Origin of the sequence: Methylobacterium oryzihabitans (genome assembly GCF_004004555.2) — a bacterium.
Lineage (GTDB): Bacteria > Pseudomonadota > Alphaproteobacteria > Rhizobiales > Beijerinckiaceae > Methylobacterium > Methylobacterium oryzihabitans.
Map to the genome: position 1 here is coordinate 55,604 of NZ_SACP01000003.1, position 23,586 is coordinate 79,189.

A 23,586-nucleotide genomic window follows, 5' to 3' on the forward strand; every position below is an offset into this window, starting at 1 on the left:
CCGCCGGGCGATCCATCGAAAATCGTATCGAAGCCTGCGTGGCGACTGAGCGAAGCCGGTTTCTGCATCGCGAAGCGATCAATCAGAAACCGTATGATCCCGCTCACCCCCGCGTCGTCAGCAGCACGCCGGCGCCGATCGCCACGATCGCCCCGACATGGAGTGCGTCCGGCACCTCGCCGAGCACCGGGATCGCCAGCAGCGTCGCGATGACCGGAACCAGGGCGGTGAAGCCGGGCGTGCGCCGGCCGATCAGCTCCAGCGAGCGGTTGAAGGCGATCAGCGCCACGACGCTCGCCAGCACGCCCTGGTAGACGCCCTGGAACAGCACCTCGTGCATTGGCGCCTGCGACAGCCGCGACAGGCCGAGGGCGAGGTAGGTCGGCACGTAGGTGACGAGCGACGCGACGCAGATCAGCGCCGTGGCGTCGAGGGCGCGCAGGCCCGAGCGGCGCATCCGCGCGGTGCCGTAGGCCCAGACCATGGCGGCGGTGACGAACAGCGCGTAGCCGAACAGCTCGTCGGCATCGCGGAATCCGCCGGCGAGGGAGAGCGCACCGAGGGCGATCAGCCCGAGCCCGAGGAGGGCGCCGCGCCGCGGCCGGTCGCCGAGCAGCACGATGCCGAACAGCCCGGCGAAGAGCGGCATCGTCCCGGGCGTCAGCGCGGCGCCGTGGCCGGCGGGGGCGTAGCGCAGGGCGATCGAGATGAACAGCGCGAACGGGGCGCCCTGGGCCAGGAACAGCACCACCCCGTCGCCGATCCGGGCACGCCGGATCTCGCGCAGGCGCAGCAGCAGCACCGGCAGCAGCACCAGCCCGCCGATGCCGAAGCGCAGGGCCACGAGATCCGCCGGGCCGAGGCCGCTGCCGCCCCCGACCGCCCGGCGCGTGACCACGAACCAGCCGCCCCAGATCGACACCGCCAGCATCGCCCACGCGATCCCGGCGGCGAGGCGCGGCGGCTGCGCGGGGAGGGGAGCCGGCTCGACGGCGGGAGGCGGGAACGGCTTCACGGCACGAGCACCGGGTCGGGGTCGGCGCCGCCGAGCTGGAGCCGGTGCAGCCGGGCATAGGTGCCGCCGGCGGCGAGCAGCGCGGCGTGGGTGCCGGTCTCGGCGACCCGGCCGGCCTCCATCGCGACGATCAGGTCGGCCTCGCGCACGGTCGACAGGCGGTGGGCGATGACGAGGGTGGTGCGGCCGCGCATCAGCCGGGCGAGCGCCGCCTGGACCAGTTGCTCGGATTCGGTGTCGAGGGCCGAGGTCGCCTCGTCGAGGAGCAGGATCGGCGCGTCGCGCAGGAAGGCGCGGGCCAGCGCGATGCGCTGGCGCTCGCCGCCCGACAGGCGCTCGCCCCGTGGCCCGACCCGGAACTCGTAGCCGCCCGGCCGGGCGGCGATGAAGTCGTGCGCCGCCGCGCTGCGGGCGGCGGCCTCGATCTCGTCCTGGTCCGCGCCCTCGCGCCCGAAGGCGATGTTCTGCGCGATGGTGTCGTCGAACAGCACCACCTCCTGCGACACCACCGCCACCGCGCGGCGCAGGGAGGCCAGCGTCACCGCGCGCACGTCCTGCCCGTCGATGGCGACCCGGCCGCCGGCGACGTCGTGGAGCCGCGGCACCAGGGACAGCAGGGTCGACTTGCCCGAGCCCGAGCGGCCGACCAGCGCCGTCGTCGAGCCCGCCGGCACCACGAGGTCGATGCCCTCCAGCGCCGGGGCGTCGTCGCGGTAGCGGAAGCGCACGCCCTCGAAGCGGATCTCGCCGCCAGCGACCCGCAGGGCCGGGGCGCCGGGCGCCTCGCGGATCGTCGGTGCCTCGTCCATCAGCGCGAACGTGCGGGCGAGCGCCGCGCCGGCCTCCTGGAGGATTGCGTTGAGGTTGCCGAGCGCCCGCGCCGGCTGGGCCGAGAGCAGCAGGGCGGCGACGTAGCCGGTGAAGTCGCCGACGGTCTTCTCCCCCGACAGGATGCGGTTGCCGATCAGCACCAGCACCCCGGCGACCGCGAGCCCGCCGCCGATCTCCAGCAGCGGGTCGAGCCGGCCGCGGGCGTTGGCGGCCTTCATCTTGAGGCGGCGCACCTCCTCCAGGGCGGCGGCGGTGCGGGCCTTGAGGTAGCCCTCCAGGCCGTAGGTCTTGGCCACCCGGGCGCCGGCGAGGCTCTCGCTGATGAGGCTCGCGGTCGAGCCGACCTGCTCCTGGGTCGAGGTCGCGACCCGGCGCAGCTTCCTGCCGATGCGGGCGATCGGGCCGGCGACGAACGGCACCGTCACGGCGGCGACGAGAGTCAGGACCGGGTCCATCCACAGCATCGCGCAGAACAGGGCCACCAGCATCGCGACGTCGCGCAGCAGCACCGTCGAGATGCGGGTCAGCGCCTCCTTGACGTAGGCGAAGTCGGTGGTGAAGCGCTGGGTCAGGCTCGCCGGGCTCTCGCGGTCGAGCTGCGCGAGGTCGGCGTCGATCATGTGGGCGTAGAGCGCCGCCTGCATGTCGGCCTCGACCCGGGTCACGACCCGGTTGGTCAGCACGGTCTGGGCGAACAGCGCGAAGCCGCGCACCGAGGTCACGGCGATGACGAGGACCGGCGCGTAGGCGAGGGCGGCGGCGTCCTTGGCGTCGAAGGCGTCGAAGGCGGCCTTGATGAGCGTCGGGTAGAACCCGGTGCTGGCGCCCACGACGGCGATCAGCACCAGCACCACCGCCAGCGTCGCGGCGTGCGGCCTCAGCCAGTCGCGCCACAGCCGCCGCAGGAGCGGGAGCGTGTCTCCCCGGATGCGCCGCGCCATGTGGGCCCTCCCGGCCTCCGGACCGGCTGCCCTCCGGTTCCTCGCGAGGCCGCGGCGCTACCATGGACGACGGGGGGGCGGCAACGCGGGCCGGCGCGCGGCTGTGATGTGCTCAGTGCCAGCCGCGGCCGAAGCGGCCGGTGGAGTGCAGCAGGGTGTGGCCGCATTCGAGGCAGACGTAACGGGTTTCGACGCCGCCGCCGAACGCCTCGACCACCGGCGTCGAGGCCACCACCATCAGCCGGCCGTGCGGACGCTCCTCCCAGTGGGCGCGCATCTGCCCGTGACAGGCGGGACAGGCGGCGTCGTCGAGGCTCATCAGGTCGGGCTGCTTCGGGGCGCGCCGGGCGGTGGTCTGGTGGTGCGGCATGACTGGCCTTGCGCGGCGAAGCGCGGTTGGGACGGGATGGTGGCCCGACCGCGCCGCGAGCGTCAACCCCGGCGCCTGCACCTGACGCAGGTCCGTCCCGAGCCGCGGCGGCTCATCCCGGCGGCAGAGCTTGCGCTGATCCTGGGCACGACTGCCTGTTCTTCCCTCACGCCAAGTCGTTGCCGCGATGGCACAGTCGCGGACGGCGTCGCGCGTCCCGTGCCGCGGCGCCCCCGACCAGGGCCCATCCGCATGACCGTGCTCATCGACGCCGAGCCCGCGCCCCTGCGCCTCGACCCCGCGACGACCGCCCTCGTCATCATCGACATGCAGCGCGACTTCCTGGAGCCGGGCGGATTCGGCGAATCCCTCGGCAACGACGTGTCGCGGCTGGCCCGGGCGGTCTTGCCGTGCCGGGCGGTGCTCGACGCCGCGCGCGACGCCGGGCTCCTCGTCATCCACACCCGGGAGGGCCACGCCCCCGACCTGTCGGACGCGCCGCCGGCCAAGCTGGAGCGCGGCGAGCCGAGCGCCCGCATCGGCGCCCCCGGGCCGATGGGCCGCATCCTGATCCGCGGCGAGCCCGGCCACGACATCGTGCCGGCCCTGGCGCCGCGCCCCGGCGAGCCGGTGATCGACAAGCCCGGCAAGGGCGCGTTCTACGCCACCGATCTCGGGGCGATTCTCGAGGCCCGCGGCGTCCAGGCGCTCCTCGTCTGCGGTGTCACCACCGAGGTCTGCGTCCACACCACCGTGCGCGAGGCCAACGACCGCGGCTACCGCTGCGTCGTCATCGCCGACGCCTGCGCGTCGTACTTCCCCGAGTTCCACGAGGCCGGCCTCGCGATGGTCAAGGCGCAGGGCGGCATCTTCGGCTGGGTCTCGACCAGCGCCGCCGCGGTGGCGGCCCTGCGGCAGGCCGGCTGATCCGTCTCCCCGCGCGACAGGAGATCGCGATGTCAGGCAGCGCAGCGACCGCGCCCACCGGGTTCCGGCCGGCCCTCTGGGTGCCCGGCGACTGGAACGCCCTGTTCGGCTTCGGCACCAACATCCTGGTCAACCTGCTGGTGCTGACCGGGCTGCTGCGCTTCGTGCTCGGCATGCCGGACGCGATCACCTTCGGGCGCATCCTGCCGGCGGTCGGCCTGATGCTGTTCCTCTCCACCGCCTATTACGGCTGGCTCGCCTGGAGGCTGGCGCAGGCGAGCGGCCGCGACGACGTCTGCGCGCTACCCTCCGGCATCAGCGTGCCGCACATGTTCATCGTCGTGTTCGTGGTGATGCTGCCGATCAAGCTCGCCACCGGCGATCCGGTGAAGGGCTGGGAGGCCGGGCTGGCCTGGGTGTTCATCCAGAGCTTCATCCTGATGATCGGCGGCTTCGTCGCCCCGGTGGTGCGCCGCATCACCCCGCGGGCGGCTTTGCTCGGGACGCTCGCGGGCGTCTCCGTCACCTTCATCGCCATGCGCCCGGCGCTCGAACTCATCACCACGCCGGTCATCGGCGTCGTCGCCTTCGCGATCATCCTGCTCGCGTGGTTCGGCGGCGTGCGCTATCCGGGCCGCCTGCCGGCCGGGCTGGTGGCGATCCTGTTCGGCCTCGCCGTCGCCTGGGGCGCCAAGCTCGTCGGGATCGACGTCGGCGGCGTCAGCGGGCCGGGCTTCCTCGCGGCGCTCCACGGCATCGGCTTCTCGGTGCCGCTGCCGGCCGTCGGCCACGTCTTCGGCGGGTTCGAGTTCCTCGGGGTGATCCTGGTCACGGCGATCCCGTTCGGGATCTACGACCTCGTCGAGGCGATGGACAACGTCGAGAGCGCCGAGGCCGCCGGCGACGCCTACCCGACCACCCGGGTCCTCACCGCCGACGGCGCCGTCAGCCTGATCGGCTGCCTGATGGGCAACCCGTTCATCAACGCGGTCTATATCGGCCATCCCGGCTGGAAGGCGATGGGCGGGCGGATCGGCTATTCCTTCGCCACCGGCGCGGTGGTGCTGGTGCTCGCCTGGCTCAACCTGATCTCGCTGCTGTCGAGCCTCGTGCCGATCGTCGCGATCGCGCCGATCCTGCTCTACATCGGCATGCTGATCGGCGCCCAGGCGTTCCAGGAGACGCCGCATTCCCACGCGCCCGCGATCGTGCTCGCCTTCGCGCCCCATCTCGCCCACTGGGCCCGGACCCTCATCGACGGGGCGCTCGCCGCCGCCGGCACCAGCGCCCCCGCGGTCGGGCTCGACAAGCTCGGGCAGGCCGGGGTGCTGTATGCCGGCCTCGAAGTCCTCGGCGAGGGCGCGATCCTCGGCGGCCTGATCCTCGGGGCGATCGCCGCCTTCATCATCGAGCGCGAGTTCCGCCGCGCCGCCGCCTTCGCCCTCGCGGGCGCGGTGCTGACCTTCTTCGGCTTCATGCACGGCCCGGCGGTCGGCGTCGCGGTCAAGCCGGCGCTCGCCGTCTCCTACCTCCTCGTCGCCGGCCTGCTGATGGCCGCCGCCCGGGCCGGCGCGCCGGCGCCGGCGGTGCCGCACGGGGCGGTGCCGGCCGAGTAGGCGCAGTGTAACAGTGTTGCATCCCCGTCGGCCGGGCGGCATAAGCGGCCCGGTTCGCAGAGGGGTGCGCGATGATCGGTGCGAGAGTCTGGGCCGGGGTGCTGTTCCTCGCCCTCATGGCGATGCCGGCGGCGGCGGCGCCCCTGAAGGCGGTGGCGACCTTCTCGATCCTCGCCGACCTCGTGCGGCAGGTCGGGGGCGAGCGGGTCGAGGTCGCCTCCCTGGTCGGGCCGAACGGCGACGCTCACGGCTTCTCGCCCTCGCCGAGCGACGCCCAGACCCTCGCTGCGGCGCGCATCGTGGTGGTCAACGGCCTCGGCTTCGAGGGCTGGATCGACCGGCTGGTGCGGGCGTCCGGCACCAGGGCGGTCGTGGTCACCGCCTCGAAGGGCGTCAAGGCGATCGAGGAGGAAGGCGGCCACGGCCACTCGCACGGCGACCACGCCCTCGATCCCCATGCCTGGCAGAACGTCGCCAACGTCGCGATCTACGTCGCCAACATCCGCGACGGGCTGATCGCCGCCGATCCCGAGGGGCGCGCGACCTACGAGGCCAACGCCGCCGCCTACCGCGACAGGCTGACCGCCCTCGACGCCGAACTGCGCGCCGGGCTCGCCCGCATCCCCGAGGATCGCCGCCGGGTCATCACCACCCACGACGCCTTCGGCTACTTCGCCCGCGCCTACGGCCTGCGCTTCATCGCCCCCCAGGGCGTGTCGAGCGAGAGCGAGGCGACGGCGAAGGACGTGGCACGCATCGTGCGCCAGATCCGGCGCGAGAAGATCCCGGCGGTCTTCCTGGAGAACGTCGCCGACCCGCGGCTGATGCTGCAGATCTCGCGCGAGAGCGGCGCCAAGGCCGGCGGCCGGGTGTTTTCCGACGCGCTGTCGGAGCCGAACGGCCCGGCCCCGACCTATCTCGACCTGATGCGCCACAACCTGAAGGAGTTCACCGCCGCGCTGGCGGGGTGATGCTCAGCATCGTTCGCCGAACGGTTGCCGTCTCGGTGGCGAAAATGATGTAAAAACAAGGAATTAAAGCAGATTTCGGCTATGTAACTCTGCTTGAAGCCTGTTTGACTCTCGATCTAAAGAATAAGCTCCCGCTTTCCCGGGCGCATGAAGCGCCAGCGGAATGCGACCCGGGATCCAGCACAATAAATCGCGAAGCGTCTATCAATAGCAACAGTGCTGGTGGACGGAGCCGCTTCGCGGCAAGTCTTACGTCTGGATCCCGGATCTCCTTCCGCTGGCGCTCCAGTCGTCCGGGAAATGGTGCTTCGCGCGTTCAATACTTTGGACGACGGCTCGAACAGCCTCTTAGGTCAGCGCAGGTCGAGCACGACGCTGCGGAAGGCCGGAGCGTCGGATCTGTCGCAGGTCCTGCCGTCCGGCATCGTGCGGTTTCCGTCGTCGCTGAGCAGGCGGACCCGGTCGGAGGCCGGGTCGGCGACGAGCCCTTCCGGCTGGAACTGCGGCAAGGCCGCCAGGACCGCGGCGGCGCCGGGCACCGGCCGCGGCGCCTCGCCGGCGCGGCCCGACCAGCGGTAGAGGTCGAACGCGCCGTCGTTGCCGACCGGACCGGCCACGAGGGTGTAGCCGCCGCTCGCCGGGCTGAACGCCATGGCGCGGATGCCGCGCCCGCTGAGGGCCAGCGGCACCGGCCGGCCGAAGCGGGGGGCGGCGCCGCGCTCCAGCACCTCGCGCGGATTCTCCAGCGGCACCACCAGGGCCTCGCCGCGCCGGGTGAGCGGGTTGCGCAGGCCGAACCACAGCGTCGCGCCGTCCGGCGTCGCGGCGAGCCCCTCGATGTTGAAGCCCTTGCGCTTCGGGTCGAGCTTCGGCCGCGGAGCGCCCTCCGACCCGATCGCCTTGGCGAGGCGGCGGTCGAGGGCGGCGAAGGCGGGGGCGAGGTCGCGCCGCGCCGTTCCGGCCACCACAACACCGGGCGTGTCGCCGCCCGCGATCCGCACCGCAATGAGGCGGCGCCGGCTCTCCGACACCTCGCCGTGGCGGTTGCGGCTGTGCGAGCCGGTCAGGACGAGGACGGGGCCGAGCCACGCCGCGCCCTCGAAATCCGCCGCCTTCTTGCCCGACAGGCCGAGGGCGGGGCCGAGATCGGCGTCGCCGAGCGCCAGGGCGGGGCCGCCGGCGCCGGCCGCGTAGAGCCGCAGGCGGTTGTCCTCGTCGTCCACCACCAGGAAGCGGTCGTCGAAGCCCCCGGGCGGATACGCGACGGCGCCGGACGCCTCGCACATCCCGGTATGGACGAGGACCGGCCCGGCCGTCGCCTCGGCCCGGGCGGGCGCGGCGGCGAGCAGGGCGAAGAGAAGCGCCGCGGAGGCGGGGAGGGGCCTCATCCGCCGGTCATCGGCGGGAAGAACGCGACCTCCGCGGCGCCGGCGAGCGCCGTGTCGGGCTTGGCGTGGACGCGGTCCACGGCGGCACGCACGACGCCCTCGTTCTCGAAGGCGTAGGCGTATTCCTCGCCGCGGCCGCGCAGCCAGCCGACCAGCTCGGCGACGGTGGTCACCTCGGGCGGCGGGTCCAGAATCTCTTCCGGCCGGCCGATCCGCTCGCGGACCCAGGCGAAGTAGACGAGCTTCATCGCGGCCTCAGGCGTCGTCGTCGATGACGTGGCGGATGCCGGCGCGCATGTAGTCCCAGCCGGTCCACAGGGTCAGGCCGGCGGCGACCCAGAGCAGGACGAGGCCGATGGCGATCGCGTGCGGCAGGATCGCCTCCCCGGCCGGGCCGGGGATGAGGAAGCCGAGCGCCACGAGCTGCACCCCGGTCTTCCACTTGGCGACCCGGCTCACCGGCACGCCGACCTTCAGCTCGGCGAGGTATTCGCGCAGGCCCGAGACCAGGATCTCGCGGCACAGGATCACGATCGCGGCCCAGATCGAGTATCCGGCGATGGTGTTGTCGGCGCACAGCATCAGCAGGCAGGCGGCGACCAGGAGCTTGTCGGCGATCGGGTCGAGCATCCGCCCGAGCGCCGAGGTCTGGGCGTAGGTGCGGGCGACGTAGCCGTCGAGATAGTCGGTGATCGCGGCGGCGACGTAGACCGCCAGCGCGCTGAACCGCGCGGTCGGGTCGAGCGGCCAGAACAGCAGCGCCACCACCACCGGGACCGCGACCAGACGGCCGTAGGTCAGGAGGTTGGCGAGGTTCAGGGCCTTCGACCGGCGCCGGGGCAGGACCGCGTTCATTGCCCCGGGTGAAACCACGCGCGGGGAGGGGCCGTCAACCGGTTTGGGGCCGCCGGAGCGTGCGGCGCAGATGCCGGATTCTCACCGCGCGATACCCGTCGGGTTCCGGGGTGGAGCGCGTGCAACTCGCGCCTCGGCCTCGATCTCTCTCGCCCATCCACCGGCCAGGGCCTCGAACTTCTCATAGATCTTCTTCGGGCTGGGATGGGGGCTCGGATCTTTCGAGCGCAACGCGATGACGAACGGCTCGGCGGCGCGCCAATCGCGGACCACGGCTCCACGCATGAAAGATGCGTAGAAGCTCTTGTCGAGGACCCCGCGCTCGAAGCCCGTGGCAATCAGTTCATAGTGATTAAGAAAGAAAACGATCTTTGTTCTCTGATCGACTTCGTAGGGATTCTTCGGCTTGAGAATGGCGTCGAGGGGCGTCTTCTTGGCCGGGTCGTCCGGCGCCAGGGCATTGCGGAAGGCAACGGCAAGATCACGGTAGAATTCCGACGACTCGGCTTTCTCGATCAGGTCGAGCGTCGCCTTGAGACGGGCGATCTCGCGATTGTTGCGGATCGTGACGGTTGCGTAGATTCCTGCGGCGATCACAGACACGAGGGTCGCGACGGCAGGGACGAACGGACTCCACCAAGGCATCGATGTCGCCCGTTGCCTGATTCGCTTCCGCAACCTTACGTCAGTAGCGAACGCCTTCAAGCTTTCTCATGACGGTCTCCACCTGCGTCGTACGTGTTCCGAGGAAGGAGCTTTTCCGGAATTTTCCCGGATGAAGTAGCATATGGGAGCACCCGGAGCCCGGGCAAGCCGGATGCTCAGCCATTGGCGTGAAAGAAGTCGTACACCGCCCGCGCCGTGGCGGCGTTGACGCCCGGGGTGCGGGCGAGGTCTTCGAGCGCCGCCCGCTCGATCGCCTTCACCGTCCCGAAATGGTGCAGCAGCGCCCGCTTGCGGGTCGGGCCGATGCCCGGGATCTCGTCGAGTGGGTTCTTGATGAGTTCGCGCTTGCGCTTGGCCCGGTGCGCCCCGATGGCGAAGCGGTGGGCCTCGTCGCGCAGGCGCTGGACGAAGTACAGGGTGGGATCGCGCGGCGGCAGCTTGAACGGTGGCTTGGCCGGCAGGAAGAAGGTCTCGCGGCCGGCGTCGCGGTCGCGGCCCTTGGCGATGCCGACGAGCGGCACGTCGGTGACGCCGATCTCCTCCAGCGCGGTGCGGGCGGCGTCGAGCTGGCCGCGCCCGCCGTCGATCAGCACGAGGTCGGGCCAGGGCGGAAACACGTCGGACTCCTCCGGCGGCGGTGCTTCCGGCACGGCCGGTCCGCCCTCCGCCGCCGCGACGGCGGCCTCGGCCGGGGTGCGGGGATGCTCCTTGACCAGCCGGCTGAAGCGGCGGTGCAGCACCTCGCGCATCATCCCGTAATCGTCGCCCGGCTTCACCTCGGCCGACTTGATGGTGAAGGTGCGGTAATGGGTCTTCATGAACCCGGTCGGGCCGGCGACGATCATCGCCCCGACCGCGTTGGTGCCCATGATGTGCGAGTTGTCGTAGACCTCGATCCGCCGCGGCGCCCGCGCCAGCCCGAGCGAGGTGCCGAGCGCCGCCATCAGCTTGCCCTGCGAGGCGGTGTCGGCGAGGCGCCGGCCGAGCGCCTCCTTGGCGTTGCGGGCGGCGTACTCGACGAGGTTGCGGCGCTCGCCCCGGCGCGGGTCGTGGATCTCGACCCGGTTCTCGGCCCGGGTCGAGAGCGCGGCGGCGAGCAATTCGGCATCCTCGATCGCGTGCGAGACCAGGACCAAGCGCGGCGCCGGCTTGTCGTCGTAGAACTGGCCGATGAACGAGCCCAGCACCTCGGACGGGCCCATCGACCGGTCGGCCTTCGGGAAGTAGGCGCGGTTGCCCCAGTTCTGCCAGTTGCGGAAGAAGAACACTTCGATGCAGAACTGCCCGGCCTGCTCGTCGAGGGCGAACACGTCGGCCTCCTCGATGTCCTGGGTGTTGACGCCCTGTACGCCCTGGATGGCGGCGAGCGCGGCGATGCGGTCGCGCAGGCGCGCCGCCTTCTCGAACTCCCAGGTCTCGGCCGCCTCCTGCATCTCGGCGGCGAGGCGCTCCTTCACCGCCGTCGACTTGCCGGACAGGAACGCCCGGGTCTCGTCGGCGAGCTTGGCGTAGTCCTCCGGCGCGATCTCGCCGGTGCAGGGGCCCGAGCAGCGCTTGATCTGGTAGAGCAGGCAGGGGCGGGTGCGGTTCTCGTAGTAGCTGTCGGAGCAGGAGCGCAGCAGGAAGGCGCGCTGGAGCGCGTTGACCGTGCGGTTGACCGCCCAGACGCTCGCGAACGGACCGTAATAGTTGCCCGGCCGGCGCCGGGCGCCGCGGTGCTTGACGAGCTGCGGCGCCTCGCCGTCGGCGGTGAGCAGGATGTAGGGCAGGGACTTGTCGTCCCGCATCAGCACGTTGAAGCGCGGCTTCAGCTGCTTGATGAGGTTGGCCTCGAGCAGCAGCGCCTCGGTCTCGGTCGCCGTGGTGACGAACTCCATCGACGCCGTCTCGGCGATCATCCGGGCGATGCGGTTCGAATGCGCCTGCCCGCGGGCGTAGGAGCCGACCCGGTTCTTCAGGTTCTTGGCCTTGCCGACGTAGAGCACGTCGCCCTTGGCGTCGAACATCCGGTAGACGCCCGGCGAGGACGGCAGGGTCGACCAGAACCGCCGGATCACCTCGGTTCCGGCCCGCAACTGCCCGGCTTCGGCGTCGAGGTCGAAATCGATCTCCGGCGCGGTGTCGAGGGCCTCGACCGCCTCGTCGGCGTCCTCGTCGAGGACGTCGAGGGCGTCGGGCGGGACGTCGTTCCCGGTGGTGCGGCTCATGCCCCGGATGTAAGAGGCCCGGCGGCGGGAGGAAAGGGCGCGCGGGCCGGAGACGCGGGCCGGAGACGCGGGCCGGAGACGCGGGCCGGGGACCCTGGCTGCCTCGCGGGAGTTTCCGTGCTACAAGTTCCCGCCGAACCGGAGGAGCGCCGTGCCCGTTCTCAAGCGTGCCGCCAAGACGATTCTCGGATCCGGGATCGGCGCCCGACCGACCATTCGGGTCTTCGTGACCCGGCGCGACGACCTCGTGGTCGACACGGCCTCGGAGGCGTTCGAGGTCGTCGAGCTTGCGGGCCGTACCGGCCGGCGCACCGGTACCGACGGCCTGTCCGGCAGCGAGGTCGCCGAGACGATGTTCGCCGGCAACCGGAAGCGATGAAGGCCGACAGGATCGAGGCGAGGCCGAAGTCGGTCGAGCTGGTCCTGTTGTCCGATGGAACCTTCGCGGTCAAGCCAGGGATCGATTTCGAGAGATTCAAGAGAAACATCGCCGACATCGTCGACCGCATCAAGGCCGGGACTGGCTTGCCGGATCATTATTATCGCAAGAGTGCGGGGCGTGATTTCCTGCTCGATGATTACGGTTGGATGCACCTTCATGTCGGTCACGATGTCGATGACGATGTGCTGCTGATCGTGGAGCAGACCCAGGACGCCGTCATCCTCGTCGCTCTCACCGACCACACGATCTTCCGGGAGAGGCCGCGGGCCCGCTCGATCCGGAGGTTGAACTCCAAGGTCGAAGCGATCAAGTCCCGCCGAAGGGTCCTGCGGAAGGAGGGCCGATAGGCCGGCTCGTCCGCGTCGGCGTGACCGCACCGCCACAGGCCCCGCATGTCCCTCCGTCCCTGCACCGTCGCCTCGCGCATCCGCATCCGCCGCGGCCTGCCGGCCGTGCGCACCCTCGAGGGCGCGCTCTACCTGCCGCACAGCGCGGCGCGCGGCCGGCCCTCGGGGCTGTTCGACGGCGACCGGCGTTGCGTGCCGGAGAGCGTGGATCGGCGCGGGCGCCGGGGCGAGCCGGCGTGGCAGCGCACCGACTGGCCCGACGACCTGCCGCCGGAGGTGCCGGTGGCGCCGGAGGACGCCTACCTGTTCCTCGGCGGCGCGCACATGCATTACGGGCACTTCGTCATCAACACCGTGCCGCGGTTCTGGCCGCTCCTCGACCGGGATGCGAAGCGGCCGCCGATCCTGTGCTACGCCCCGGCGACCGAGGCGCTGTGGCAGCCGTTCCGCTTCGCGATCGACATCCTGGCCCGGCTCGGGCTGGCGCCGAGGGACGTCGCGGCCTTCGACGAGCCGCGGATCCTGCGCCGGGTGGTGGTGCCGGCGCCGGCGCTTCAGGAGGAGGCTTTCGCGCATCCGGTCTACCGCGACCTCTGCCTCGCCATCGGGGCCGGCTGCTACGCGCCCGACGAGGTCGACCGGGACGAGCGCCCGGCCTACCTCGCCAAGACCCGGCTCGCCGGCGGCGTGCGGCGCATCGACAACGAGGACGAGGTCGTGGCGGTGCTGGAGCGCGGCGGCGTCGAGATCGTCCATCCCGAGGCGATGAGCTTCTCCGAGCAGGTCCGGTTGTTCGCCACCCGCCGGGTCGTGCTCGGCTCGGTCGGCTCGGCGCTGCACACCGCGATCTTCGCCCCCCCCGGCCGGCGGGTGATCGGCCTCAGCCACGCGCCGCGGATCAACCCGACCTTCCGCCTCGTCGACGTGCTGGCCGGCAACCGGGTGGCGTACCTGCACCAGCCCGGCACCGAGGACGTCGGGGGCAGCGGGTTCAGCGTCCGCCACCGCCTGCCCGATCCCCGCGGCGCCGCCGAGGACCTGCTGCGCTGGGCCGAGGCGATGCGGGCGGATGACCGCCCGGCCGGGTTGGTCGAGCGGGCGTTCGCCGCCCTGGCGCGGTTGCGGCGCTACTGATCCCCCGCCGCCGCGGCGTAGACGGCCTTCAGCCGGTCGGCCATCGCGTCGAGGCCGAGATCGGCCTCGTAGATCCGCCGCGACGCCGCCTGCATCGCCCCGAGCCGGCCGCGGTCGCCGATCAGCCCGCCGATCGCGGCGGCGAGCGCCTCGGGATCGCGCCGGACCAGGACGCCGTTGACGCCGTCGTTCAGGATCGAGCGGGTCTCGCCGACGTCGGTCGCCACCAGGGCCGCCCCCGCGCAGGCGCCCTCGATCAGCGACAGCGGCATGTTCTCCGACAGGGACGGCAGCACGACGAGGTCGGCCTCGCGCATCAGCCGGTGCATCGCCTCCGGGTCGATCCAGCCGGTGAACCTGATCCTGTCGGCGAGCCCGGCCGCGGCGGCGAGCCCGGCGCAGCGGTCGACCTCGCCGTTGCCGGCCACGGTGCAGGTCCAGGCGGGATTCGCAGCGAGCCGCGCCAGCGCCTCGATCAGCACCGGCACGCCCTTGTGCTCGCCGACGAGCCCGGCGAGCAGGATCCGCACCGGCCCGCCGGAGGCCTTCGGCAGCATCAGACCGGGGGCGAAGTCCGGGATGCCGTTCGGCACGACGCAGATCCGCTCCGGCGCCACCCCGGCCCGCACCGCGAACCGCTCGCGCGACACCGGCCCGAGGGCGACGACCCGGCTGGCGAGGCGGCACAGGGCGAGGAACACGCGCCCCTGGAGGTCGCGGGCCCGGCCGTCCGCGAGCGGAAACTGGCCGTGGAAATGGATCACCACCCGGGCCCCGAAGGCGCGGGCGATGCGCGCCAGCACCCATTTGCGCAGGAGGCTGCCGCCGGTGGCGAAATTGACGTGGACCACGTCCGGGCGCCAGCGCGCCGCCAGGGCCGCGAAGCCGGCGGCCCTGGCCGGGAAGCCGGGCACCCAGCCGGCGGGGCCCGCCCCCGTTCCGCGCCCGGCGACGAAGCGCAGGTCGATGCCCTCCGCCGGCGTCAGCCGGCCCGCCTCGCGCAGGTAGCGGTAGAGCCGGTCGATGCCGCCCTGTCCCTCCGGTCCGGCCGGGGTGACGCACAGGACCCGGAGCGGCCGCGCGGCCGCCCGGGCAGGCCCGCCGGCGGGCGCGATCTCGGCATGCGCGTTCACGGCTCGTCCCCGCTGCGGTGCTGTCGCGCCAGCCTGCGCCGGGCGGTGACAAGGAATCCTTGCCGCGACCGCCGAAAACCCCGTCCGGCGCCCGGAAGCCGGACGAGGGGACGGGGCATTAACCCCGCCCGCATTGTTTCCCGTGCGGATCGGCCCGAATCGCGCCGGCGCGATTGCCTTCGCGCGCCCGAACCGGGCAGAGTGGCGAAGTCGTCGGCAGATGGGTCGTGCGTGATCGGGACCGTCCGGGGCGTCGCGACTTCGGGAACACCAGGGTCACTCTCGCGCGATGAGCGGAACCGGACGGCAGGCGTGGACCGGAGACGAGACGGCGACCCCGCTGTACTCTGCGCTCTTTCTGACGGCCGCGGCCCTGATCCTGATGCGGATCGGGCTGAACGGGCGGGTTCTCGACCTCGTCATCAACTACACCGCCGAGGGCGGCACGATAGTCGAGAAGATCCACCCCGCGTTCTGGGGCCTGCTCGCCGTCGCGGCCGTCACCTTCGCGACCGTCCGCGTGGCGCTCGACGCCTGGGAACTGCGCGCGGTGCGGGCGCTCCTCGGGTTCTGCGCGGTGGCGAGCGCGCTCCTCGTGGTCGCCGGCCTGTCGGGGCGCAGCGCGTCGGTCGGCTACCTCCTCGACAGCTACGTCACCCTGATCGTGCTGGCGGTGCTGTTCGCGTTTCCGGCGGCGTGGCGGCGCGGCTTCGGCCATCTGCTGCTCGGCTACGTCGTGCTCTCGGCGCTCGTCGGCATCGCCGAGTTCCTGCTGCGGGTCCGGCTGATGCCGTTCAGCGAGAGCGAGGCGGTCTTCCGGCCCACCGCCCTGACCTCGCACCCGCTCGAGCTCGGCCTGTGGTGCACGGCCGGCCTCGGCTTCGTCGCGGCGTCGGACTGGCGCCCGCTCGGGCGGGCCGCCGCGTCGGCGATCCTCGTCGCCGGCTGCGTCGCCTCGGGGGCGCGGCTCGCCACGATGGTCACCGGAGCCTGCGCCGCCGGGCTACTCGTCCACGGCGCCGGCGCCGGCCTGCCGCCCGAGCAGCGCCGGCAGCGGCGGCTCCTCGCCGGGCTCGGGGTGGTGCTGCTCGCCCCCGTCCTCCTCGCGGTCCTCGCGGCCGCGGGGGCGCTCGGCCGCTTCGGCGGCGGCATCGCCGACGAGAACGCGATGGCGCGGGTCGACGTCTACGGCGTGTTCCGGTTCCTGTCCTGGGGCGAGATCCTGCTCGGCACCGACATCAACGCGGTGCTCAAGATCGTCAACGAACGCTTCGGCCTGCCGTTCATCGAGAGCTCCTTCGTGGTGTTCGCGGTCCAGTTCGGGTTGATCGGCGCCGCCCTGTTCCTCGGCATGCTCGCCCGGCTGATGCGGGTGCTCGTCGCCGGCTCCCCCGGCAGCGTGGTGATGGCCGTGGTCGCGTTCTTCGCGGTGGCGCTCAGCAACAACGGCCTGTCGACCAAGACGACCGCGATGTTCCTCATCGTGACGCTGGCGATCGCCTTCCACCCGCCGCACCCCCTCGCGTCCAGGAATCCCCTCGCGCCCAAAAATCCCCTCGCGCCAAGGAGCGGCGCCGCATGACCCTCCGCCGTCCCCGTCCGGTCGCCTCGCCATGTCGCCGCTGAGCCTGATGCGGTCCCCCGACCGGGAGGCGTCGCCCCAGTCGCCGCCGGTTCCGGCTCGCCGGGTGACCGTCCGCCTCGATCCGGACCGGATCTGGCGCTGGCAGCTCTGGCTTCTCGACGCGCTGGCGCGGGCCGGAATCGGGCAGGTCGCGGTGGCGTTCGGGCCCGGGCATCCGCTGCCGCCGGCCCTGCGTCTGCTGCTGTCCCTGGAGCGTCAGATCTACCGGCTGCGCGGCGAGCAGGCGGCCGACCTCGTCGATCCGGGGGACCTGCGGGCGTTCGGGCCGAAGGTCGCGTCCGGGCCGGAGGGCGGGCCCGACCTCGTGATCGATCTCACCGGCGACCCCTGCGCGGCGGGCGGGCCGTGCCTGCAGCCGCTCTACGGCGGCCTGGCGGGGGACGACGCGCTCCTCGACGCCCTGCTGGCCGGCGAGCCGGTGCGGCTGCGCCTCGCCGGCAGCCCGCATCGCGCCGACGCCGACCTGCTGCCGGCGGCGGAGTGCCGGACGGTTCTGACCCGCAGCCTCAACCGGGTGTTCAGCACGGTCCTGAGCCTCTGCCTCGCCGAGGCGCTCGGTCCTCTCGCCGCGCCCGAGCGCCGGGCCGGCGTCGCAGTGCGGGCGCGGTCGGCCCGGCCGGGCGCGGCCGCGCTCGGCGCCTTCCTGGCCCGCACCGCCGCCGCCAAGCTCGCCGCCCGCCTGACCCGCCTGTGCACGACGGCGCCGCACTGGCGCGTCGGCTGGCGGCCGCTGTCGGGCGAGGCCGACTTCACCGGCCGCACCGGGCAGGTCCCGGGGGGCTACGCGGTGCTGCCCGACGACGGCCGGCGCTACTACGCCGACCCGTTCGTCCTCGCCGAGGCCGGACGGCGGTTCCTGTTCGTCGAGGAATACGGCTACGCCGGCGGCAAGGGCCTGATCTCGGCCGCCGAGATCGGCCCCGACGGCCGCATCGGCACGCCGCGCCCGGTGATCGAGGAGGCGCACCACCTCTCCTACCCGTTCGTGTTCGCCCATGCCGGCGCCCACTACATGATCCCGGAAAGCTCGTCCTGCCGCCGGGTCGAGCTGTACCGGGCCACCCGGCTGCCCGACCGCTGGGAGCGTGTCGCAATCCTCCTCGACGGCATCGCGGCCTCGGACGTGACGCTCACGCGGATGCGCGGGACGTGGTGGATGTTCGCCGGCACCCATCCCTGGCAATCCTCGGTGCGCGACACCCTGAGCCTGTTCAGCGCGCCCGACCTGCTCGGCCCGTGGACGCCGCACCCGCAGAACCCGGTCGTGGTCGACCTGCGCGCGGCCCGGCCCGGCGGCGCGCTCTACCGCAAGGGCGGGCACCTCTGGCGCCCGGCCCAGGACGCCACCGGCGGCTACGGCTCCGCCCTGTCGCTGTGCCGGATCGACCGCCTCACCCCGACCGAGTACCGCCAGAGCCTCGAGACGGTGCTGCGCCCCGGCGGGCCTTGGGCGACGGCCGGCCTCCACACTCTCAACCGCGGCGGCGGCATCGAGGTGATCGACGGGCTGTTCTGAGGCCGCCCGCGGCCGCGGGCGGCGCGATCCGCTCTCAGGCGCCGGCCACGCTCCGCGCCGGCGCGATCCGCCGCAGGCCGGCCTGAAGCCGCGTGCGCGCGTGCGCGTACTGGCCCGAGGTCCGCACCCGGATGTCGCGCAGGCCGTAGAGCAGCCGGCCGCCGAGGATGGCGCGCGGCGTCGCGGCATGGTCGAACTCGCCGGCCGAGGCGAGGACGCGGCCGCTGCGCCCGACCAGCCCCTGCTTGAACAGGCGCAGGCCCGGATTGCCGATCCCGGTGCCGAGGTCGTACCACGCCGCCCCGGACGCGGCGAGGCGGCACGCGATCCCCCAGTGCAGGGCGTAGCCCGCCCGGAGCGACAGGCCCGCATCGGCGGTGGCGCCGAACAGGTAATGGGCGACGTCCCCGCCCGCGATCACGATCGCCGCCGCGACCGTCTCACCGTCATGGGCGACCGTCGCCACGAGGACGCGCTCGGGCGGCAACTGCCGGAACAGCGCCGGCAGCGTGTGCAGCGCCTCGCGGCCGACGAACCGCTTGCGGGCGACGAGGGCGTCGTGGAGGGCGTGGAACTCCGGCAGCGCCTCCATCGGGTCCCGGAACCGCACGGTCAGCCCGTTGCGCTCGGCGAGCTTCAGGTTGTAGCGCCACTTCTGCGACAGGTCGGCCCGCAGGGCCGCCGCGTCGGGCCCGAGCCGCATCAGGAAGCTGTCGTTGCCGGCGCCGTCGCGGTTCCGGCGGAACCCGCTCTCGCGCAGCAGCGCCGCCTCGATCTCCTGGTAGTCCGGGTGAGGGGAGGGGCAGACGGTGAGGCACAGCCCGCGCCGGTCGCCGTACTCGGCCCGGAGCGCGACGAGGATCTCCCGGTAGACGTCCGGGTCGGCGGCCCGGCCGTGCCGGCGCCAGAACGGCCCGCCCTTGACGTAGGCGACGCCGACCGGGAGGCCGGGCGGGCGCATCAGCGCCACCCGCGCCCCGGCCACGGGGTCGCCGTCCCGCAGCAGCACGAGGTGGCTCATCCGGCCGGGGCCGCGCAGGCCGTCGGCATAGGCGGCGGTCTGGAAGCGGCTGACGTCGGCGAACCGGCCGGTGAGCCGGTCCCAGGCCGCGGGGGTGAGGCCGTCGACCGCGATCGACGGGCCGCCGGCCGGGACGGCGGCATGCGAGGACGCGAAGTCGGACAGGACGGCGGCATCGGACACGGAGGACCTCCTCGGGCATCAGCGAGACATGACCCAAGGAAAGACAGTCGCGGATCGAACGCAGGGCGGGTTGTGCCGTTGCGGGCAACTTCGTCTGCCGTAGCGTCAGATCGCGACGATCTCTCCCGATCGCGACGACTGGGAGCAGATGCCGTGCCGATATCGGGACAACGGCGGAATGGCGCGATGGATCGGGCCCGAATATGGATGATGCGATTTTCGGACGATCAGTTCCGAACATCGTATCACCAGCCCGCGCGGCACTTGAGCGAAGCCGGGTTCCGCATTGCGAAGCAATCAATCAGAAACCGGACGAGGCGTCTCGTTCGACGGTGGCGGGACCGAGACGTCTCAGGACGGCCGAAGATCAATTCAGGTTGTGCTATGCAAGGACGCGTCGTGGCGCCTCGCGCGCCCGGGCCGGATCAGGACTTGCGCAGCAGGTGCGCCAGGAGCGCGCGGAGCTGGCCGGGCTTGATCGGCTTGTGGACCAGTTCGCAGCCGGCGGCGCGCACCGCCGCCTCGACCTCGGCCGAATGGTCGGCCGTGGTGACGATCGCCGGGATGTCGTGGCCGTGGACGGCGCGCAGCCACGCCACCGTGTCGAGGCCGCAGGCGCCGCCCTCGAGGTGGTAGTCGGCGATGATCGCGTCCGGACCCCAGGTCGAGCCCGGCATCAGCCGCACGAGGCTCAGGTGGTCGCGGGCGGCCAGCGCGTAGGCGTCCCAGCGCTGGAACAGCCGGGCCAGGGCCTCCAGGGCGGCGCGGTCGTTCTCGATCACCGCGATGCGGGCGCCCGCGAGGCTGCTCGGCAGGGCGAGCGCCACCGGCGGCCGCGGCGGCTCCGGCGCGCAGGCCGGCAGGGACAGGCTGAAGCGCGAGCCGTGCCCGACCCGCGAGGCCAGGGCGAGGGAGTGGCCGAGCGCCGAGACCGAGCGGCGCACGATCGACAGGCCGAGGCCCAGCGCGATCTCGCCGTCGACGCTCTCGCGCCCGCCGCGGTGGAATTCCTCGAAGATGAGGTCGCGGTCGGCCTCCGGGATGCCGGAGCCGGAATCGATCACGTCGATGCGCACGCCGCCGCCGCGCCGGCGCGCCGCCACCAGCACGCCGCCGGTGACGGTGTAGCGGATCGCGTTCGAGACGAGGTTCTGGACGATGCGCTGGAGCATCACGACGTCGCTCGACACCCAGGCGCTGCCGGGCCGTACCGTCAGGCGCAGGCCCTTTCGGGCGGCGAGCGGCCCGAAGCTCGCCTCGACCCCGGCCAGCACGTCGGCGACCCGCACCGCGCGGGGCGCTGGCTGCACCAGCCCGGCATCGAGCTTCGAGATGTCGAGCAGCGTCTTGATGAGGTCCTCGATGGTCTGCAGGCCGCGCTCGACCTGCCCGACGATGCCGAGCGCCTCGGCCCCGAGCGTCATGTCGGACAGGGCCGACAGCGACAGGCGGGCGGCGTTGAGGGGCTGGAGCAGGTCGTGGCTCGCCGCGGTGAGGAACCGGGTCTTCGAGCGGTTGGCGCGCTCGGCCTCCTCCTTGGCGGCGGTGAGCGCCCCGTTCGAGCGCTCCAGGCTGCGCATCAGCGCGGTCAGCTCCTCGGTCCGGGCCCGCACCTGCCCTTCGAGGGTGACGGCGGTCTGGAACAGGGCGTAGGCGCTGCCGGGCTGCGAGGTCGAGCGCTCGACCTGCGACATCAGCGCGGCGTTGATCCGCTCAAGCTTGGCGACCCGGCGGCGCAGGGCCTCGGTCTCGTCGGCGGCGGCCGGGTCCGCCGGCGCCGCGATCTCGGCGATCAGCCGGTCGGCGGTCATGACAGGGCCGGCCGCCCGATCGCGATGCCGGTGAAGGTCTGGTTCAGGTGCATCGAGCGGAACTGCTCGCCGTAGGTCTCGAAGCCGACGACGTTGTAGCGCCGGTACAGGTCGGCGATGCGGTGGCGGACCCGGTGCAATTCGCCGTCGAGGCGGCGCAGCACGCATTCGAACCCGATGATGAGGTCGAGCCCGCCGAGGCTGGCATCGAGCCGCGCCAGCTCGTCCCGGGTCGCCGCGACCAGGTCCTTCTGGCGTGCCAGGGTCAGCACCACGCCCTCGTCGATGGCGCAGTGGAAGCTCAGCGAGCCGTCCGGGTTGAGGTGGCGGATCGAGCGGCAGAAATAGTCGCCGCCGGCCCGCACCACGAGCGGGTTGGCGGCGAAGCTCGACGGCGTCAGCCGGTCGGGCGAGAGCCCGAGCGCCGCGGCGTACTCCGCCGCCGCCGGCTCGGCGTTCAGCTCGCGCACCGTGCGCTGCCCGTCGGCGGTCTCGGTCACCACGAACTTGATGCCGGTCGGCTCGAAATTGTCGTTCTTGAAGATCTCGACCGGGAAGTCGGTCTCGGCCAGCAGCAGGATCGCCGCGCGCCGGTGCACCGCGCCGTCGTGGATCAGGGCGGTGTCGCTGAAGGTCATCTCGTCGCCCGCCGAGCCGCCGACCAGCGGCACCCCGTCGAGGCCCTGGGTCACCGCGGCGATCACCGCCTCCTCGGCATTGGCGAGGCCGTCGATGAGCGAGATCGCGAAGCGGTGGCCCGGCGGTCCGCCGAGCCCGTCGAGGTCCTGGCGCAGCCGCCGCACCGAACTCGCCGCGCGCTCGGCGTCGAGGTCGCGGATCCGGTCGAGGACCGTCGTGGCGATCCGGAAGCCCTCGTGCGGGAACGCGACCGCGACGAGGCCGCGGGCGAGCCCGGCGGTCGGGCTGATCTCGCCCGACGATGTGCAGCCGGCGACCCGGGTGCCCGGAAAGTGCCGCGCGAGGGCGTCGTTGAGCGCCTCCGGCCCGTAGACCGGCGAGAAGAACAGCAGCAGGTGGGCGATCCGCCCTCGGTCGAGCGCGGCCGCGATCGCCGCCACGGCGGCGTCCGCACCGGATTCGTCGGTCCAGGCCGTCTGGATGCCGCACAGGTGCGAGCACGTTCGCGTGCTCTGCGCCACGGTGTCCTCCCTTGTCCCGCCGCTGCGTCAGGCTGCGCCGGGCGGGTGAGGACCCATTATGCGACGGGCGGGCCGCGGGCGCAACGGCAGGTGGTCGCCCGACGGAGGAGGCCCGCGCAGGTGCGCAGGCGCAGCCGGTGCGGCGACTGCGCCTGCGCTGGGGAACGGGGCGGCGATCGCCCCCGCGATCCGCCGGGCCCGCCGCGTGAAGCGTGCCCGTCGTGATGCCGGCCCCGGCCCCGCCTGCGGCGCGGCGATGCTCTCTCCGACCGCTGACCCCGACGACGATAGGACCGCACCGCCCGAACGGCCTATTGGACCAAGGTGCAGCCCCGTTGCCGCCGGCCGTCAAGTTGCTCCGCCGCTGCCCACCCGGCCGCCTTTCGTGTGCCGCCGTTACCCGCAAGTGTCCGCCGCCGTACCAAAGCACAGTGGATTGCCCGGAAGCGCGCATGCTAGCCCGGTCCCACGGGCGGATACATGACACAACTTCGCTCCGGCAGCGCGCGAGGCGGTGACGCGGTGCGGTTGCCGAGCGGACGAGGGCGCGGCGGTGGCGGGAGACCGCGACGATGAGGCAGGATGGAGCGCGATGGTGGGATTGACCCGCCCGGCCGGGCAGGTGACTGCTTCCCGAGGCAGGCTTCCGGACGACGAGCCGGCGGCCGTCGCGGAGGGAGCGGACATGCACCTGATGATCGTCGACGATCACCCGCTGTTCCGCGAGGCCCTGACCAGCGCGGTCCGCCTCGCCTTCCCGGAGGCCGAGATCGGCGAGGCCGACGGCATCGACAGCGCCTGCGAGGCGCTGTCGCGCGCCCGCTCGGTCGACCTCACCCTGCTCGACCTCACCATGCGCGGCGTCAACGGCTTCGACGGGCTGATCGCGATCCGCACCCGCTTCCCGCGCATCCCGGTCCTCGTCGTGTCCGGCCTCGACGATCCGCGCATCGTGCGCGAGGCCCTCGACCACGGCGCCGCCGGCTTCGTGCCGAAGGCCGCCGCCAAGACCGTGCTGACCCAGGCGATCACCGACGTGCTGGGCGGCGCGATCTTCGTGCCGGACGGCCTGCTCGCCGAGCCCGGCGCCGCCGCCCCGCGCGGCAGCAAGCCGCCGATCGCCCAGCGCATCGCCGAGCTGACGCCGCAGCAGGTCCGGGTGCTGCTGATGATCCGCCAGGGCAAGCTCAACAAGCAGATCGCCCACGAGCTCGGGGTCGGCGATTCCACCGTCAAGGCCCACGTCTCCGAGATCCTGCGCAAGCTCGGCGTCATCAGCCGCACCCAGATCGTCATCGAGACCGCCAACCTCGACTACGACCGTATCCTGTCGGACCTTCCGGCGCACTGAACCGCAAGCGGACGCAGCCTGCGGTCGCACGAGCCGGCTGCCGCTGCGGGATCAGA

General features: G+C 72.7%; 21 protein-coding genes. 9 read left to right on the forward strand and 12 right to left on the reverse strand.

Going from position 1 to position 23,586, the window contains the following annotated elements; translation table 11 throughout:
- Window positions 1–103: 103 nt before the first annotated feature.
- The 3 genes from EOE48_RS04230 to EOE48_RS04240 form a co-directional block, all read right to left on the reverse strand.
- Window positions 104–1,015 (reverse strand): DMT family transporter, encoded by a 912-nt coding sequence (locus EOE48_RS04230; protein ID WP_127727541.1) that lies wholly within the window; start codon window positions 1,013–1,015, stop codon window positions 104–106.
- Window positions 1,012–2,787 carry an ABC transporter ATP-binding protein gene (locus EOE48_RS04235; RefSeq protein ID WP_127727542.1) on the reverse strand — a complete coding sequence of 592 codons (1,776 nt, stop codon included), beginning with the start codon at window positions 2,785–2,787 and terminating at the stop codon, window positions 1,012–1,014. The genes EOE48_RS04230 and EOE48_RS04235 overlap by 4 nt, the downstream gene beginning before the upstream one ends.
- A gap of 112 nt (window positions 2,788–2,899) precedes the next feature.
- A complete protein-coding gene (locus tag EOE48_RS04240; RefSeq protein WP_246153947.1) occupies window positions 2,900–3,157 on the reverse strand; it encodes a hypothetical protein in 258 nt (85 codons plus the stop codon).
- Window positions 3,158–3,409: 252 nt separating this feature from the next.
- Between EOE48_RS04240 and EOE48_RS04245 the strand changes: the two genes are divergently transcribed.
- From EOE48_RS04245 to EOE48_RS04255, 3 genes are all read left to right on the forward strand, one after another.
- Window positions 3,410–4,084, forward strand: coding sequence for a cysteine hydrolase family protein (locus EOE48_RS04245; RefSeq protein WP_127727543.1), 675 nt, complete (start codon window positions 3,410–3,412; stop codon window positions 4,082–4,084).
- A gap of 29 nt (window positions 4,085–4,113) precedes the next feature.
- Window positions 4,114–5,700, forward strand: coding sequence for a regulator (locus EOE48_RS04250; protein WP_127727544.1), 1,587 nt, complete (start codon window positions 4,114–4,116; stop codon window positions 5,698–5,700).
- A 71-nt stretch (window positions 5,701–5,771) separates the two neighbouring features.
- Window positions 5,772–6,671: a metal ABC transporter substrate-binding protein gene (locus EOE48_RS04255; RefSeq protein ID WP_127727545.1), complete on the forward strand. Its 900-nt coding sequence runs from the start codon at window positions 5,772–5,774 to the stop codon at window positions 6,669–6,671.
- A gap of 353 nt (window positions 6,672–7,024) precedes the next feature.
- Here EOE48_RS04255 and EOE48_RS04260 read toward each other — a convergent pair whose 3' ends face one another.
- The 5 genes from EOE48_RS04260 to uvrC form a co-directional block, all read right to left on the reverse strand.
- Complete coding sequence (locus tag EOE48_RS04260; RefSeq protein ID WP_127727546.1) at window positions 7,025–8,059, reverse strand: DUF3616 domain-containing protein; 1,035 nt, start codon at window positions 8,057–8,059, stop codon at window positions 7,025–7,027.
- Window positions 8,056–8,307: a molybdopterin converting factor subunit 1 gene (moaD, locus tag EOE48_RS04265; protein ID WP_127727547.1), complete on the reverse strand. Its 252-nt coding sequence runs from the start codon at window positions 8,305–8,307 to the stop codon at window positions 8,056–8,058. The genes EOE48_RS04260 and moaD overlap by 4 nt, the downstream gene beginning before the upstream one ends.
- A gap of 7 nt (window positions 8,308–8,314) precedes the next feature.
- Complete coding sequence (gene pgsA / locus EOE48_RS04270; protein ID WP_127727548.1) at window positions 8,315–8,914, reverse strand: CDP-diacylglycerol--glycerol-3-phosphate 3-phosphatidyltransferase; 600 nt, start codon at window positions 8,912–8,914, stop codon at window positions 8,315–8,317.
- Between the two features lie 81 nt (window positions 8,915–8,995).
- Window positions 8,996–9,517, reverse strand: a complete 522-nt coding sequence (locus EOE48_RS04275; RefSeq protein WP_187371312.1) for a DUF4760 domain-containing protein — start codon at window positions 9,515–9,517, stop codon at window positions 8,996–8,998.
- A gap of 218 nt (window positions 9,518–9,735) precedes the next feature.
- Entirely contained in the window at window positions 9,736–11,787 is a 2,052-nt protein-coding gene (gene uvrC, locus EOE48_RS04280; protein WP_127727550.1) for an excinuclease ABC subunit UvrC, read from the reverse strand.
- 151 nt (window positions 11,788–11,938) lie between these two features.
- Here uvrC and EOE48_RS04285 point away from each other — a divergent pair, with 151 nt between their 5' ends.
- From EOE48_RS04285 to EOE48_RS04295, 3 genes are read left to right on the forward strand one after another with little or no spacing between them, the layout of a single operon-like run.
- Complete coding sequence (locus EOE48_RS04285; protein WP_127727551.1) at window positions 11,939–12,166, forward strand: hypothetical protein; 228 nt, start codon at window positions 11,939–11,941, stop codon at window positions 12,164–12,166.
- Entirely contained in the window at window positions 12,163–12,576 is a 414-nt protein-coding gene (locus EOE48_RS04290) for a hypothetical protein (protein ID WP_127727552.1), read from the forward strand. Before EOE48_RS04285 ends, EOE48_RS04290 begins: the two co-directional genes overlap by 4 nt.
- Window positions 12,577–12,621: 45 nt before the next feature.
- On the forward strand, window positions 12,622–13,710 hold the full coding sequence (locus EOE48_RS04295) for a glycosyltransferase family 61 protein (protein ID WP_127727553.1): 1,089 nt from the start codon (window positions 12,622–12,624) through the stop codon (window positions 13,708–13,710).
- On the opposite strand, the gene EOE48_RS04300 is transcribed toward EOE48_RS04295, so the two are convergent.
- On the reverse strand, window positions 13,704–14,843 hold the full coding sequence (locus EOE48_RS04300; protein WP_127727554.1) for a glycosyltransferase family 4 protein: 1,140 nt from the start codon (window positions 14,841–14,843) through the stop codon (window positions 13,704–13,706). The two genes, EOE48_RS04295 and EOE48_RS04300, sit on opposite strands and share 7 nt — an antisense overlap.
- A gap of 289 nt (window positions 14,844–15,132) precedes the next feature.
- Between EOE48_RS04300 and EOE48_RS04305 the strand changes: the two genes are divergently transcribed.
- Both EOE48_RS04305 and EOE48_RS04310 read left to right on the forward strand, forming a co-directional pair.
- Window positions 15,133–16,425 (forward strand): VpsF family polysaccharide biosynthesis protein, encoded by a 1,293-nt coding sequence (locus tag EOE48_RS04305; RefSeq protein ID WP_127727555.1) that lies wholly within the window; start codon window positions 15,133–15,135, stop codon window positions 16,423–16,425.
- Between the two features lie 31 nt (window positions 16,426–16,456).
- The gene (locus EOE48_RS04310; protein ID WP_127727556.1) at window positions 16,457–18,004 is read left to right on the forward strand and encodes a glucosamine inositolphosphorylceramide transferase family protein; all 1,548 of its coding nucleotides are present in this window, start codon (window positions 16,457–16,459) and stop codon (window positions 18,002–18,004) included.
- Between the two features lie 34 nt (window positions 18,005–18,038).
- On the opposite strand, the gene EOE48_RS04315 is transcribed toward EOE48_RS04310, so the two are convergent.
- The 3 genes from EOE48_RS04315 to EOE48_RS04325 all read right to left on the reverse strand — a co-directional run bounded on the left by EOE48_RS04315 (window position 18,039) and on the right by EOE48_RS04325 (window position 22,179).
- A complete protein-coding gene (locus EOE48_RS04315; RefSeq protein WP_127727557.1) occupies window positions 18,039–19,208 on the reverse strand; it encodes a lipid II:glycine glycyltransferase FemX in 1,170 nt (389 codons plus the stop codon).
- Window positions 19,209–19,633: 425 nt separating this feature from the next.
- The gene (locus EOE48_RS04320; protein WP_127727558.1) at window positions 19,634–21,019 is read right to left on the reverse strand and encodes an ATP-binding response regulator; all 1,386 of its coding nucleotides are present in this window, start codon (window positions 21,017–21,019) and stop codon (window positions 19,634–19,636) included.
- Window positions 21,016–22,179: an FIST N-terminal domain-containing protein gene (locus EOE48_RS04325; RefSeq protein ID WP_127727559.1), complete on the reverse strand. Its 1,164-nt coding sequence runs from the start codon at window positions 22,177–22,179 to the stop codon at window positions 21,016–21,018. The genes EOE48_RS04320 and EOE48_RS04325 overlap by 4 nt, the downstream gene beginning before the upstream one ends.
- 685 nt (window positions 22,180–22,864) lie before the next feature.
- Here EOE48_RS04325 and EOE48_RS04330 point away from each other — a divergent pair.
- A complete protein-coding gene (locus EOE48_RS04330) occupies window positions 22,865–23,530 on the forward strand; it encodes a response regulator (RefSeq protein ID WP_127727560.1) in 666 nt (221 codons plus the stop codon).
- Window positions 23,531–23,586: the final 56 nt, after the last annotated feature.